Origin of the sequence: Pseudomonas protegens (assembly GCF_003732485.1) — a bacterium.
Taxonomy (GTDB): Bacteria; Pseudomonadota; Gammaproteobacteria; order Pseudomonadales; family Pseudomonadaceae; genus Aquipseudomonas; species Aquipseudomonas protegens_B.
The window spans coordinates 151342-164628 of record NZ_MOAK01000082.1; the positions used below are offsets into that span (position 1 = coordinate 151342).

Consider the following 13287-nt stretch of genomic DNA (forward strand, 5'->3'; position numbering starts at 1 on the left):
CCCGGACGCTGGAAGATCGGGATCGCCACCGCCGGCTGGTTGTTGAGCAGGGAACGCAAGGCGTACTGGCTCGACCCCAGCTCGATGCGGGCGATGTCCTTCAGGCGAGTGATCTCACCGTCCTCGCCGGAACGGATGATGATGTTCTCGAACTCTTCCTCGGTGACCAGGCGGCCCTGGGTGTTGACCGACAGCTGGAAGCTGGTGGCCGTGGGCGCAGGCGGCGCGCCCAGGGCACCGGCGGCGACCTGGCGGTTCTGCTCACGGATCGCGGTGACCACGTCGGTGGCGGTCAGGTTGCGCGAGGCGGTCTTGTTCGGATCGAGCCAGACCCGCAGCGAGTAGTCGCCCATGCCGAACAGCTGCACATCCCCCACGCCACCCAGGCGCGCCAGCTCATCCTTGATGTTGAGCAGGGCGTAGTTGGACAGGTAGAGCATGTCGTAGCGTTTGTCCGGCGAGGTCAGGTGGACCACCATGGTCAGGTCCGGAGAGGCCTTGTCCACGGTGATACCGATGCGCGTCACTTCTTCGGGCAGCTTGGGCTGGGTGCGGGTCACGCGGTTCTGGACCTGCACCTGGGCGTTGTCCAGGTCGGTGCCCAGGGCGAAGGTGATGGTCAGGGTGATCTTGCCGTCAGCGGTGGATTGCGAGGACATGTAGAGCATGTTCTCGACCCCGGTGATCGCCTGTTCCAGGGGCGCGGCCACGGTTTCGCCGATGACTTTCGGGTTGGCCCCGGGGAAGTTGGCGCGTACCACCACGGTGGGCGGCACCACTTCCGGGTATTCACTGATGGGCAACTGGAACAGCGAGATGGCGCCGGCGATCAGGATCAGCAGCGACAGCACCGCGGCGAAGATCGGCCTTGAAATGAAGAACTGGGAAAAATTCATCTTGAGAGTCGTCCCTTAACCGCGCGGTGTCGCGGCGGCGAGTTTCACAGCCGGAGCCGCCTTGGCAGGGGTGACCTGCGGCAGGTTGCTGGCTTCCAGTGCTTGGCGTTGTTGGGCCAGGGCGGCGAGGGTTTCCTTGCTGGCCATCGGGATCACTTCAGGCGTGACCGGCGCGCCGGGACGCGCCCGTTGCAAGCCCTTGACGATGATGGTGTCGTCCTTGCTCAGCCCGTTGCGCACGATGCGCAGGCCTTCGATCTTCGGCCCCAGTTCCACGGCGCGATAGGCCGGCTTGTTGTCGGCGTCCATCACCAGCACGAACTTCTTGCCCAGATCGGTGCCCACGGCTTCATCGCTGATCAGCATGGCCGAGTAGGTACCGCTGCCCACCAGTTTCAGGCGTGCGTAGAGGCCCGGGGTGTAGCTGCCGTCGTTGTTGTCGAACACCGCGCGGCCACGGATGGTGCCGGTCTTGGGGTTGACCTGGTTGTCGACGAAGTTCATCTGGCCCAGGTGCGGGTGGCCTTCTTCATTGGACAGGCCCAGGTACACCGGGGTGGTCTGGCCGCGCTGGCCCTGGCGGGCGAGCTGGGTGTACTTGAGGTACACACGCTCGTCGGCGTCGAAGTAGGCGTAGACCTTGTCGGTGGAGACCAGGCTGGTGAGCGGGGTGACATCGGCGGTCACCAGGTTGCCGGCGGTGATCTGCGCGCGGCTGACCCGGCCGCTGATGGGCGCCACGACCCGAGTGAAGCTCAGGTTGAGCTTGGCCACGTCCAGCTGGGCCTGGATCGCATCGACCCCGGCCCGGGCTTCCTGGGCGGCGCTGGTGCGGGTGTCGGCCAGCTCGGCGGAAATCGCGTTGCTGGTCAGCAGCCGCTGGCCGCGCTGGGCTTCGTTGGCACTGCGGGTGGCGGTGGCGCGGGCCTGTTGCAGCTGGGCTTCGAGGCGGCGTACTTCAGCCTGGAAGGGGCGCGGGTCGATCTGGAACAGCAGGTCGCCTTTCTTCACCAGGGCGCCTTCGGTGAAGGCCACCTGATCGATCTGGCCCGAGACCCGTGGCCGGATCTCCACGGTTTCCGGGGCTTCCAGGCGCCCGGTGAACTCATCCCATTCGTTGACCGGCTGTTCCAGCACCTTGGCCACGCTGACTTTGGCGGCGGGCGGGGCGGAGGCGGTTTCCGGGGCCTTGCCGCAGGCACTCATGACCAGTACGGCGAGGGCGGCTAAGGGGTAACGCAAGAGTTTGACTGACTGGTCCATGGTTCATCCGCCAAGGTAATTTGAGATGGGCGGATGATGCTCGGCAGGGTGGTATCTCACGAATCGAATGAAGCGAAGGTAACTATCATTCGGAATGATATAAGCCCCGGGCAAGCCCTCTAGCCTGCACCTTTCGTTAGGCTGCTATCAATTCCCTGGCGTGCAATTAGTTATTGCGGCTGACGCAACATTGGCTGTTGTCGCAGGAGCCAGCTTGCCGGCCATCGTAGCCCCGTGCGTCGAGGTCCATGGTCTGCCAGCTCAGTTCGTAGTGCATTTCCAATCAGATGGAAGAGCTGTTGAGTTGCTGAAGCTCAAGTTGCCTGGCGGCACTGGCTTCGAGGTTTGCACGCTCTTGATCCAGATACCGATAAATACTTTGGAGGTTGGCGATTTTCTGTTTGATCTCCGCCATCTTCTTTTCAATCAGCTTGGCGCCGTCAGCACAATCGATCAGCTTGTTGCGCTGCGCATCCAGAATCTCGCCTATTTCTCCCAGGGAAAACCCCATGCTTTGTGCGCGTTGGATAAAGTCCAGATCCTGCAGCGTTTGTGGCGTGTAAACGCGATAGTTGTTACTTCGCCGCTGCGGTGAGATCAGGCCGATTTGCTCGTAGTAACGCAGCGTATGGCGGCTGGCGCCGCTGCGGGCCTCGAGTTCGCCGATTTTCATGAAAACACCCCTTGACTGTAGAGTTTGGTCGATAGTTTACGCTTGATTTCTTACCTTAACTAGGAGCGGGGAAATGAGCGTGGAGTGCTTTGTCACAGGGGGGACCGGCTTCATCGGTCAACATTTGCTGGCGCACCTGAGTGCAAAAGGTCACACCGTTCGGGTGTTGATGCGTCGCCCAGAGCGACTCGCTGCGCTGCGGGAGCAAGTTGATAATTTGGGAGGGAGCGCAGCCCGGGTATTTGCCGTAGCTGGCGATCTTGAACGGGACAACCTCGGGCTGAGTCCTGCTGACCGAGAAGTGCTAAGGCACGCCAGAGTCGTATTCCACTTGGGCGCCCACTTCGCCTGGGGGCTTTCCTTGGAGCAGTCTCGTGCGGTGAACGTAGAAGGAGCAAAGCGGGTGGCGCTGTTGGCGGCTGAGCAAAACAGCCGCTTGGTGATGATCGGCGGCTACATGCTGAAAAATCATGTACATCTGCAACGCATCGGAATTGACCCTCGTTATCCGCAGCGGACGAATTGGCCAGCCGTCTACCGGCGTGTCGGTGGTTACGAGGCGAGCAAGCTGGAGGCGCATTTTGCGACCCTGGAGCTCATGTCCGCCAAGGGCGGGGAGATCACCGTTGTCCACCCCTCGACAGTGTGTGGCCACAGCCGCACGGGGCATATCCTTGACGGTCAGCCGCTGGTGGAACTGATACGCAACCTGGTGCAGGGAAAGCTGACTGCAGTGCCCGGTACCGCCAAGCACTGGCTGCCACTGGTCACCGTGGATTACCTGGTTGAGTTGGTGGCGGCTTGTGCTTTTGATCCCGCCATGGCGGGTGAGGAACTGCTGGCGCTGGATGAGCAGACTCCCAACTTGCGAGAACTCCTGGTTCAGGTGGCACAGCCTTTGGGCTTAAAGCCTCCCAGGCATCACATTTCCCTCAGATTGCTGAAGTGGCTGCTGAGCATTCCTCTCGTCGCGCGGTTCATGAATACAAAACCCGAAGCCCTGGACTTTATCCAGACCACTCGATTTGATACCGCGGCAGTCGAGAAATTTGCCAACAGGCATGGGCTAGCCAAGCCGGATATCCTTCAGTCCTTGCGGCACACGGCAACGTTCGTCAACTCATATTGCATAGCCAAGGGCTAGGCCCGCTGACTTCTCCCGTGGGGGCATCCCTTTCAAGCAGCCAGAGTTTGCCCCCACTTATGCCCCCGAATACTCCGCAAGCCAGCGGAACCTGACGGAAAGCCACGGACCGAATTAGTCGCTAAAGGACTCATTTCAGAAGAATCTATGGATGCCTGTGGAACTTGATCAAAGACTGTCTGGATCGCCAAAGAACATTTAAACTTGGCTCTAGCGCAGTATTTTTCGGTCGGAAAAACTAAAATATGCCCCCAGTTTTGCCCCAGAAGCGCGGATATGCGGGCGATCGAGATTGGCGATCTCTGAGGTGGAGTAGGGTGGTTGTCGATGGCTTTCAGTGTTCGTCAGGTTCGGCTTGCACGGGGAATGCCTGGATGATTGGTTGCCCAGGGTAGGGCATCAAGCGCCTGGTAGGACACCAAATCACATTCGGTGTCCGCTGTGTCATAGCTCAACACAGATATTACGGCTAGCTGCTTACGCTGCTAGCCGTAATATCTGTGTTGGGAGAAGTCTATTGATAAAGGAGCGTGCCTGCACTCGCCCCTATAGTTGAAGTTAATGCTACTCCCAGCCGAGACCAGGCGTGCGCCGCAACGAATGCTAGCGTCCGCCTCGTAGATCTAGGCGGTCTAGCTCCTCTTACATGGATCAGTTAGCAGGGTTGGGTCGTCAGGCTATTACTGACGTCACGCCCCAGCACAAGCACTGTGACAAAACCGCAGCCCACCAGGGCGGTGGCTAAACTCAATAGCACCGAGCTGCCCAACTGGTCGACAATCTGTCCGCCGAAGAACGAGCCTAAGGCAATAATCACCTGGAACATGGCGACGAACAGTGGCATGCCGCGCTCGACATCTTTGGGCGCCACCACGAACATCCAAATATTGGCGCAAGCCGGGAACGCGCCGAAGGCGAAGCCCCACAGCGCGATCAGCATCGCCGCGCCGATCATGCCGGTGGCGAAGTGGGGAAACAGGGCAGTGCTGACAGCGATCATCACCGTCACCAGCAGCAAGGTGTGGCGCACGCTTCGGTTAGCGGCGAAGCCCGCGAAAATGTTGCCCATGAACCCGGCCGCACCATAGAGCAGCAGTAGCGAGCCAATCGTCGGTCCATCGAAGCCGGCACTTTGTTTGAAGAACGGTGCGACATAGGTGTACGCGGCAAAATGTGCCAGGCCAATCAGCAGCACTGCGATCAATCCAATCCGAGCTTGTGGGTTGATGTACAAGGCCGGCAGGTCGCTGATGCGAATGGCCTTTTCCGGGAGCAGCCGCGGCAGTAGGAAGATCTGCGCCAGCAGCACTGGCACGCCTACCAGTGCGGTCACCAGGAAGGTCATGCGCCACCCCATCAGGCCACTCACCCAGGTACCTATGGGCACGCCGAGTACGGTGGCCAGGGTTACACCGGCCATGATGATCGAGTTGGCCTTGGCTACCCCCATGCCATCAGGTGCCAGGCGGCCGCTGAGAGCGATGGCAGTGGCCCAGAAACCGCCGATGCTGACGCCCAGCAGCACGCGTCCGAGCAGCAGCAGGCTGAAGTCGCTGGCGTAGGCGACCACTAAGTTGGCGATGATCATGATCAGCGTCAGGCCGATAAGCAGATAGCGACGATCCAAAGCGCCAATGCCCACAGACAGCAAGGGTGCGGCGAGGGCAGCCATGATGCCGGGCAGGGTAACCATCAGGCCGGCCTGGCCTACAGTGATGCCGAGGTCGCTGGCTACATCGTTGAGTACGCCCACAGGGAGAAACTCGCTGGTAACCAAGGCGAAGGCACCCACGGCGACCGAGAGAATCGCCAGCCACTGCTGTGTGACGCTCTGTTGACTATGTTCGGGCAGGCTGTGAGGGCCCTGACTGATGCTTGGCATGGTGCGGGTTTCCAAGGAACATGTCGCCTGAATCAGGCGGGGGTACGCGAAAATTTGGCAGCCATTCTATGAAAAGGTTTTAGCAACCAAACAGGTAGGCCTTTCGATAGTAATCATCAGCGTGTTCGATGTGCGTTTGATGAGATTGTCGTTCAGGAAGGGCCCGATCTACCTGACACAGGTAACTCGACAGACCGACTTAAGCCTTCCAGTACCCGGGTTGCTTTGGATCATGGCTTCACTGATACCTGACTCATCCACCAATTCCATGTCCTCGAACATCCGTTGTGCACATGGATGCACGCTGAAGACACTGCAAAAAATCGGACAGAGTGTTCGGCGCCCCGCCTGATTGCATTAGAAGCCTTTGCTGTAAAACAGCGAGTACGACTCGATGCCATCGTTTGGCTGCTTGATGCTGGCATTCGAGTAATGGATTGCGCGGATACCGACCTTCTGCTCACCCGGTAACTTCAGGCCAAACCCGATGCGGTCTTCGAAGTTGAACGAAGAGCCCAGATTCTTATCGCCAACACGGGTTTTGGAGAAAGCCGACACTCCGACACCCGCCTCGATGTACGGTGTGTAGGTGAAGCCCTTGAACTCGTAGACGAATACCGGGCTAAAGGATAGCGAGTGAGCACCGCTGACTTTGCCGCCTTCCCAGTAGGTGTAGGCCGCATCCCAGTAGCCGGTCAGGTGTCCGGTGTTGCTTTCCAGCCATTTCTTTTCCCAATCCCAGGTTAGGCCGGTACGGTATGTCATTTCATCTTGACCTGTGATACCAACGGCACCGGAGATTTGTGCAGCCTGGGCGAGATTGGCACTGGCGAACGCCAGACCGGTGGCTGCCAACGCGATGGCGAGACGGTTTTTCATCAGTGACTTTTCCTGAAGGCTAAGCGGATTTCGGCCTTGGACCCCCTCATCGTTTCGCTTGTAGACCTGATCACAGGTGCGATGTCTGTCGGTAATAGACTAGGCAAAAAGAAGCTGAGAATTGAATGCGATTGTTAGCTAAGGGAATCCAGAGAAATGAAAGACTAGCATTGTTAGTTTTTGTTTGAAACCCCGTTTAGACACTTGATCCCAAGCTCTAGCATTCTCTGTCGTATGCATATTTTTGGTGTCCTGTGAGCAACCTACGTTTCGATGCGGCACGAAGTACGGTGAGGTCGAAATGCCAGGTCAGGTGCGGTAAGCGCCTCTGCGTCACCCTCCGCCGATCGTAGTGTTCCTCGAGCAATCGCGCTCGCGCCGGAACTGCTGTTGTCTGCGCCTTGGCCTAAGAGCCCACTGCGAAGCAGTACAGTGCATCCCCTCTGACGCTGCGCGGCCTAACACCGTGCTGAATCGCGTTGAAGGAAGCTGATGCAATGATCAAGCTGCAGCCTCTGGCCGGTGTGTTGGGCAACATTTCCGTTGATGCAGTGGGAACCCCACTGCCGGGATGGTCGCACCGATTCCCAGCTCCGCAGCAATCAGGTATCAGCGGTTGGGGGCGAGGCTGTTGGAGTGACTTGGAAAGGCTAACGCCAGGGCTAGATGTAACGTCTGGAAACTGCTTGACATGCACAGAGCTTGAGCAAAAGAGGCTGGACTTCGGCCCCTTCTGTATCATCCCAAGCTAAAAAGAATACCTAATGAATAATTTTCCTTAGAAAATCCTGGGTTCTTGGGCTTTGGGGTGAGCTAAAAAAAGCATGGGGTTCGTTTTCCTCTACCACTTCTCCTGCGTCCATAAAAATGACTCTGTCTGCAACCTTGCGAGCGAATCCCATTTCATGGGTGACGCAGACCATCGTCATTCCATCATCAGCTAGCGCGATCATCGTCTCTAATACCTCATTAACCATTTCCGGGTCCAATGCTGAAGTGGGCTCGTCGAACAGCATGATTTTGGGTTCCATGCATAATGCTCGTGCGATAGCCACTCGTTGTTGTTGTCCGCCGGATAGTTGAGAAGGGTATTTGCTGGCATAAGCGCCGATTCTGACTTTTGCCAAGTAGTGGATGGCCAGTTCTGCGGCGTGCTTTTTTGAATATAGACCGGTGACAACGGGAGCAAGTGTGCAGTTTTCAAGGACAGTCAAGTGAGGGAATAAGTTAAAGTGCTGGAATACCATGCCAACTCCCTTGAGCGATCTGGTGTGTCGGCTTATATCAAGCCCATCAATAAGTATCTTTCCTTTCTGAATATTCTCAAGTCGGTTCATGCACCTGATCATCGTAGATTTTCCTGAACCCGAGGGGCCACAAACAACGACGCGCTCCTTCTTTTTTATTCTTAGATTGATGTTGTTAAGGGCTTGTCGTTCGCCGTACCACTTGCTAATGCTGTTCAGCTCTATAATCGACGCGCTGTCGGCAGAGGTATCGCTCTTTCGATTTGTGATCATAATTACACGAACTCCCAGGAATCAAGTAATATTGGATTGGGGTGGCAGTTTTTTGAAGTGTGAAAACCAGGGCCTGTTTTTTTGAATAACAGGTGAGCTACCCTCTGGGTATGCTTTTGACATGCGCTTCTCAACTACCGATTGAAGAATGGTTAGAATAGTGACCAGCACAAGATAATAAATTAGAGCTGCTAAGTACCACTCAGTAAATTTGAAGCTTGCTGAAATTGATAGTGTGGTAGTGGTCATCAGTTCTTTTAGTGAAATAGTGTAAGCTAAGGATGTAGATTTGAGGAGCGTGATGAATTCATTCATTAAAGAAGGTAGAGAAACTCGCATGGCTTGCGGTAGTATTACATGAAAAAAAGAACTGTATTTTCCGATGCCCAGAGCCGTCGAGGCTTCATGTTGCCCTCTATTGACAGAAGATAACCCAGCTCGAATTATTTCGGAATTGTAAGCAATGCCAATCATTGTCATGGCTAGAAAGGCGGCGAGGAATGGATTGAACCAATCGAGCCTCAGGACTGGGAACAGTTGTGGCAAGCCATTCCAGAAAAACAATAGCACCAGCAGAGTTGGAGCGCCCCTGAATAGCCAAACGTATATCTTCAGGGGCAGCCTGAGCCACGTGCGGTGTGAAAGTAATCCGACGGAAAATGGGAGGGATAGCAGCGTAGAGGTGAGCTGGACAGTAACCGACAGTGCGATTGTGATCATCGCGCCCACTAATAAGTCTCTGCTAAATAGAGCCTGGATAAAGTAATCAAAGTCGAAAAACATAATAAACCTCGTTGTCCGCGCACCGGGGCGTAGAATACCTGTATAAAAGATTTGGGCGCTTTTTAGGCCCGATGCGAGATCTCGGGTAGAATTTTCTTAGGGGCTCGAAAGCTACGGTGCGCTTTAAGGCTTCATATCGAAATCGGACTCAGATATGTTGTATTTTTTTGCGATCTGCCCCAGAAGTCCATCAGCTTTTATTTTTATCAAACTATCTTGAACTATTCGCTTATCCTCTGGGTTTATCTGGAAAAATATCCCATAGTATGCTTCAGAAGGGAATACGAAAGCGAGTTTGAGACTGCCATTGGATTGTTTGATCCGAACACCGGCTTCTGCGGTTTCTGTGATCGTCGCATTCACTCGGCCAGCCAGAACCTGCTGAGTGGCCAAGACTTGTGTAGGATAGGTTTTGATGGCCACGGCGGGCACGTCAGCGGCAACAAGCTTCTCGTTAAGATTAGTAAGTAGCTTAAGGTTGGATGACCCTGCTTCTACAGAAACAGATTTACCGCTCAGGTTTTCGGGCGCTTGAATCAAACTATCGGTATTAGCAATGACAATGGCAGGTGAGGTAATTAAGTACGGTACGGCACTGTAGTTTTTTTGACGTTCGTCATTAATATACATGCCGCTAATGACGAGTGAGCATTTTCCTGCCTGTAAAGAGGGCAGAATGCCTTCAAAGCTGCTTGTAAGAAATCTCACGTCAGCCCCCCAGTTTTTTGCCATTGCCTCAATAATGTCGATGTCAATTCCCTTAGGGCGTTGGTCTCCAGCGTTTTCTATGTATGTTAATGGTGGGAAGTCTCCAGTCGTGCATACGTTGAGACGCCCATCATGCACGAAAGAGGGCAGAGCTGGACCGGCGAAAACCGATCCAGAAAGCACCATTGCAGCGCAAAATGTTTTTGTTTTTATTATGTTCATGCATTGCCTCCTTTTATACTAAATGTTGGTGGCGTTATGGACGATAGCGTTCCACTCCGCACTGTCAAAAGCTCTAAGCACCAAAGGTTCTACGTGTCCGTCCTGCCGTGCAGTTAGCAAATACTCCATCATGAGAGTCTCGCTGGGCATTTCAAAGACTTGTATGAAATCATAAAGCCCCATGGTTGCGAAAAGCGCGTGACTAGTTCCACCAAGGCGTTCTACACGCTCTCGACTTATTTTTCCCCGCTCCGGCGAACTTTTTAGTTCTGCGAGACCTTTATCGGTCATGCGCATCAATGAAATAAATAGGGGCATAGTGAGCTCGCGGATTAGTTTTGGTTAAGTTCGAATTTCGATAAAGCTTTCAGCACATCCTGGCTTTTTGCAACGACTCCGAATATGCCATTTTCAACAGTAACCATATAGATTGCGGCGTCGTGCGCATACTGGTCGCCACTGGCGCACGCATCTTCAATTAGTAAGTTTTGATAGTTTCGATCTTGGGCTTCTCGCAAAGTGGTGCTAACACATACATCGGTTGTACATCCGCTGAACAGCAGGTGCGTAATTCCCTTGGCGCGTAAAACATGATCGAGCTCGGTGTAGGTAAAAGCTCCATTAGCCGTTTTATCAATAATGACGTCGTCAGGACTGACGTCGATTTCCGGGTCAATATTAAATCCTGGAGATGACCTAAGCAGAACATCGGTCTTATCCAACCCTGACCGTTTACGCCGCCATTTTTCATAGTCAGTCATATCAGCCATATCGGCGCGATAGCCTTGGCGAGTGTGTATGATTAGGCAGCCGGCTTTTCGGGCAGAAGCAATGATCGTGTTTACGACAGGGATAATTTTGCGAATAGATGCGGGATCGTATCCCATCTTCGCGAAATACCCTTCCTGGGAAATAAAATCGATTTGTAAGTCGATCACCAGCAGCGCTGTTTTTTGGGGTTCGAAAATGCCATTGTAGGGATAGTCAAATGGGCGGGCGGCGATTGTCATAAGGGGTCTTCTGGTGGTTGTTGTTGACCTGATTCTGGTTTTGTTGTTTTGACACGTATAGCGAAAAATAATAAATTATTTTTGTTTAGCAGAGCTTAACAGTTGCCATGAATACTCATCTGGGACTCAATTATTTCAAGGTCTTTGAATCGGTCGCCAGGTTAGGATTGGTAAGGGCGGCAGCATCAGAGCTCTATATCACCCCTGGTGCCGTAAGCCAGCAGCTTCGGAGTTTGCAAGAGTCTCTTGGCGTCGAGCTTTTCGTCAAAGAGGGCAGGCGCCTCAAGCTCACAGAGGCCGGAAAGCTGCTGCAGCGGTCAGTCGCATCGGCGTTTTTTGAGATTAATGGTTGTCTTGACCTGATTGCCGGTAGCAAGGAGCAAGAGCTCATAGGTGATTCGTTTCATGTCTCTATGCCTTTGGCTCTGGCTGTTTCATGGCTAGCACCGAACATCTTTGAGTTTGCCGAAGGGATGGGGCTTTCGGTGCTGGACATTCAATCATGTAATGATCCAACTCAAATTGACTGGCGTACCACCGATGTGGCAATTGTCTACGGTAACCCGCCGTGGGCAGGGCTCGCTTGGCGCCTTTTGGAAAACATTGATATTGCCCCAGTTTGCAGCCCCCGGCTGTTAAATGGTCCTGTACCTCTTCGAACTGTTGAAGGGTTAGCAGATTTCTGGATTCTGCATGAGGATGATGGCAGTGAATGGCGGCGTTGGCTGATGAAAACAAAGGTGAAAAATATACCTATCAAAACTGCTCGGTTCAGCTCTGTAGCGATGGCGCTTTCAGCAGCGCTAGAGGGGAGAGGAGTTGCGCTCGCTAGTCGCTGGTTGGTAAGGGATTACCTGCGGGACGGGCGTTTAGTGTTCCCCTTCGATATGACCATTGAGGCTTCGAAAAACTACTATTGCCTGTATCCCGAAACGCGTGCTGATGAACCGTTGATCGCCAGATTTATCGAATGGATAGAGGCGCAGAGTACGGAAGCCCCCGCAGGCAGTAAGTAGCAGATGCCTACACTGCATTGCGTCAATGCTCACTCCACTGGACGACTTAACGCAAACATCCAGGTAATCGGTGAACCTCGGCGGCACCGAAATGCCTTCTTCCAACAAACGGATGTTGTCAAATAGGTAGTTCAGATCGGCAAATCCGCTGTACAGACGCAGTGCCCGCAGCACCAGACGCGGGTTGGCCGGGCCTATACGGGCGTCAAAGCTGGCGGCCAGGGATTTGAGGTCATCTACATCGACTTTGCAATAACGCTCACCCACAGGTTCGACACAAGCCCATGCGGAACACCCAGAAGATGCTGCCCGGCGCCTGGCGGCCCAGGTTGCGATGACCTACTACGAGGGAGGGGCGTGCCACCACCAACGGCAGGCCTGGTAGGTTTTCATGCATGCGCCGTTCGATCTCCGCCTTGGAAGCGGTGTAGTCCACCAGTTGCTGGGCGGCCTCTGGAAATTCCCACGACTCGCTGATCGGTGACTCCCGTTGGGGGCCGCAGGACATTGCCGTACCAACGTGCAGGAAGCGTTTAAGGCGCGAGGAATGGCTCAATACCTGGGCGAAGGCATAGGTGCCTTCGACGTTGACCGGCCAGATATTCGGATTCTTCGAAAACGATGCCCCGGCGGCGCAGTTGATGACCCTGTCGAATTGCATCAGCCGTGATGTTTCGCGAGCTAGTCAGGCAGAGTCGAGAGAATCGCCGCAGATAATCTGCGCGTCGTTCAGTGCCTGACTTTCAATGGCGCTGACACCGTGCTGGCCCAAATTGTCGCGCAGTCGCTCCCAGACCCTGGCGAGGATCTTCGGCCCGGACCAGAAAGGCGAGGGCGGGGCCATGACCACTAGCAAGCAACATGGCTGCGACAGAACCTCCGAGAAAACCTGTGGCGCCAGTTAGGAGAATGCGCTCACACGATGAATTGAGGGTGATTTTCGCATCGGGGGTTGGGCTGTTCATATATTCTCGAAAATAAGTTGCCCATAACCCACAGCAAAGTTAGGGATAAATACGTATGGATACATGAGCGAGCGGTTAAGAAATTAGTTTCCGCCTGTGAGTAGGGCCAAGCGCGGGGGAACTAATGTTGACGAAAAGATAAAAACGGTTCTTGGGCTTACTGTGCGCGAAAAAGGAAGGACTTGTGATTCAGTTCTCCGCGCGCATGTGTGTAATTTCAATCAATAGATATGAATGTTATGAGTGTCCTTAGTGGAAAAAGTGCTAATAAGTGCGAGCGGTTTGCTGGTTTTCTAAAAATCATAAGTCATATTACATTCACCTAG

General features: G+C 54.3%; 12 protein-coding genes and 1 pseudogene. 2 read left to right on the forward strand and 11 right to left on the reverse strand.

All coding sequences use genetic code 11. The features are described from left to right. The 3 genes from BLX41_RS36335 to BLX41_RS26395 all read right to left on the reverse strand — a co-directional run. Positions 1 to 896: efflux RND transporter permease subunit (locus BLX41_RS36335; RefSeq protein ID WP_259745222.1), on the reverse strand; the 896-nt coding region annotated here is incomplete at its 3' end. Positions 897 to 911: 15 nt separating this feature from the next. After that, a complete protein-coding gene (mexE, locus tag BLX41_RS26390; RefSeq protein WP_123727264.1) occupies positions 912 to 2159 on the reverse strand; it encodes a multidrug efflux RND transporter periplasmic adaptor subunit MexE in 1248 nt (415 codons plus the stop codon). Positions 2160 to 2442: 283 nt separating this feature from the next. Beyond that, positions 2443 to 2832 carry a MerR family transcriptional regulator gene (locus tag BLX41_RS26395; RefSeq protein ID WP_123727265.1) on the reverse strand — a complete coding sequence of 130 codons (390 nt, stop codon included), beginning with the start codon at positions 2830 to 2832 and terminating at the stop codon, positions 2443 to 2445. 73 nt (positions 2833 to 2905) lie between these two features. On the opposite strand from BLX41_RS26395, the gene BLX41_RS26400 reads away from it, so the two are divergent. After that, positions 2906 to 3976 (forward strand): SDR family oxidoreductase, encoded by a 1071-nt coding sequence (locus BLX41_RS26400; protein WP_123727266.1) that lies wholly within the window; start codon positions 2906 to 2908, stop codon positions 3974 to 3976. A 655-nt stretch (positions 3977 to 4631) separates the two neighbouring features. On the opposite strand, the gene BLX41_RS26405 is transcribed toward BLX41_RS26400, so the two are convergent. The 7 genes from BLX41_RS26405 to BLX41_RS26435 all read right to left on the reverse strand — a co-directional run bounded on the left by BLX41_RS26405 (position 4632) and on the right by BLX41_RS26435 (position 10980). Then, complete coding sequence (locus BLX41_RS26405) at positions 4632 to 5858, reverse strand: MFS transporter (RefSeq protein ID WP_123727267.1); 1227 nt, start codon at positions 5856 to 5858, stop codon at positions 4632 to 4634. Between the two features lie 357 nt (positions 5859 to 6215). Then, complete coding sequence (locus BLX41_RS26410) at positions 6216 to 6737, reverse strand: acyloxyacyl hydrolase (protein ID WP_123727268.1); 522 nt, start codon at positions 6735 to 6737, stop codon at positions 6216 to 6218. Positions 6738 to 7498: 761 nt separating this feature from the next. Further along, on the reverse strand, positions 7499 to 8257 hold the full coding sequence (locus tag BLX41_RS26415; protein WP_123727269.1) for an amino acid ABC transporter ATP-binding protein: 759 nt from the start codon (positions 8255 to 8257) through the stop codon (positions 7499 to 7501). Positions 8258 to 8278: 21 nt separating this feature from the next. Continuing rightward, complete coding sequence (locus BLX41_RS26420; protein WP_123727270.1) at positions 8279 to 9040, reverse strand: amino acid ABC transporter permease; 762 nt, start codon at positions 9038 to 9040, stop codon at positions 8279 to 8281. A 123-nt stretch (positions 9041 to 9163) separates the two neighbouring features. Further along, entirely contained in the window at positions 9164 to 9970 is an 807-nt protein-coding gene (locus BLX41_RS26425; RefSeq protein ID WP_123727271.1) for a transporter substrate-binding domain-containing protein, read from the reverse strand. Positions 9971 to 9988: 18 nt separating this feature from the next. Continuing rightward, positions 9989 to 10288: a GYD domain-containing protein gene (locus BLX41_RS26430; protein ID WP_123727272.1), complete on the reverse strand. Its 300-nt coding sequence runs from the start codon at positions 10286 to 10288 to the stop codon at positions 9989 to 9991. A gap of 14 nt (positions 10289 to 10302) precedes the next feature. Continuing rightward, a complete protein-coding gene (locus tag BLX41_RS26435) occupies positions 10303 to 10980 on the reverse strand; it encodes a cysteine hydrolase family protein (RefSeq protein WP_123727273.1) in 678 nt (225 codons plus the stop codon). 107 nt (positions 10981 to 11087) lie between these two features. On the opposite strand from BLX41_RS26435, the gene BLX41_RS26440 reads away from it, so the two are divergent. Then, a complete protein-coding gene (locus BLX41_RS26440; RefSeq protein WP_123727274.1) occupies positions 11088 to 11996 on the forward strand; it encodes a LysR substrate-binding domain-containing protein in 909 nt (302 codons plus the stop codon). An 18-nt stretch (positions 11997 to 12014) separates the two neighbouring features. Here BLX41_RS26440 and BLX41_RS36340 read toward each other — a convergent pair. Beyond that, positions 12015 to 12961 (reverse strand): annotated as a pseudogene (locus BLX41_RS36340) (SDR family oxidoreductase); the annotation flags it as partial. Positions 12962 to 13287: the final 326 nt, after the last annotated feature.

Coding starts and splice junctions, on each gene's coding strand:
- mexE (WP_123727264.1), bottom strand. CDS start 2,159: ATGGACCAGTCAGTCAAACTCTTGCGTTACCCCTTAGCCGCCCTCGCC.
- BLX41_RS26395 (WP_123727265.1), bottom strand. CDS start 2,832: ATGAAAATCGGCGAACTCGAGGCCCGCAGCGGCGCCAGCCGCCATACG.
- BLX41_RS26400 (WP_123727266.1), top strand. CDS start 2,906: ATGAGCGTGGAGTGCTTTGTCACAGGGGGGACCGGCTTCATCGGTCAA.
- BLX41_RS26405 (WP_123727267.1), bottom strand. CDS start 5,858: ATGCCAAGCATCAGTCAGGGCCCTCACAGCCTGCCCGAACATAGTCAA.
- BLX41_RS26410 (WP_123727268.1), bottom strand. CDS start 6,737: ATGAAAAACCGTCTCGCCATCGCGTTGGCAGCCACCGGTCTGGCGTTC.
- BLX41_RS26415 (WP_123727269.1), bottom strand. CDS start 8,257: ATGATCACAAATCGAAAGAGCGATACCTCTGCCGACAGCGCGTCGATT.
- BLX41_RS26420 (WP_123727270.1), bottom strand. CDS start 9,040: ATGTTTTTCGACTTTGATTACTTTATCCAGGCTCTATTTAGCAGAGAC.
- BLX41_RS26425 (WP_123727271.1), bottom strand. CDS start 9,970: ATGAACATAATAAAAACAAAAACATTTTGCGCTGCAATGGTGCTTTCT.
- BLX41_RS26430 (WP_123727272.1), bottom strand. CDS start 10,288: ATGCCCCTATTTATTTCATTGATGCGCATGACCGATAAAGGTCTCGCA.
- BLX41_RS26435 (WP_123727273.1), bottom strand. CDS start 10,980: ATGACAATCGCCGCCCGCCCATTTGACTATCCCTACAATGGCATTTTC.
- BLX41_RS26440 (WP_123727274.1), top strand. CDS start 11,088: ATGAATACTCATCTGGGACTCAATTATTTCAAGGTCTTTGAATCGGTC.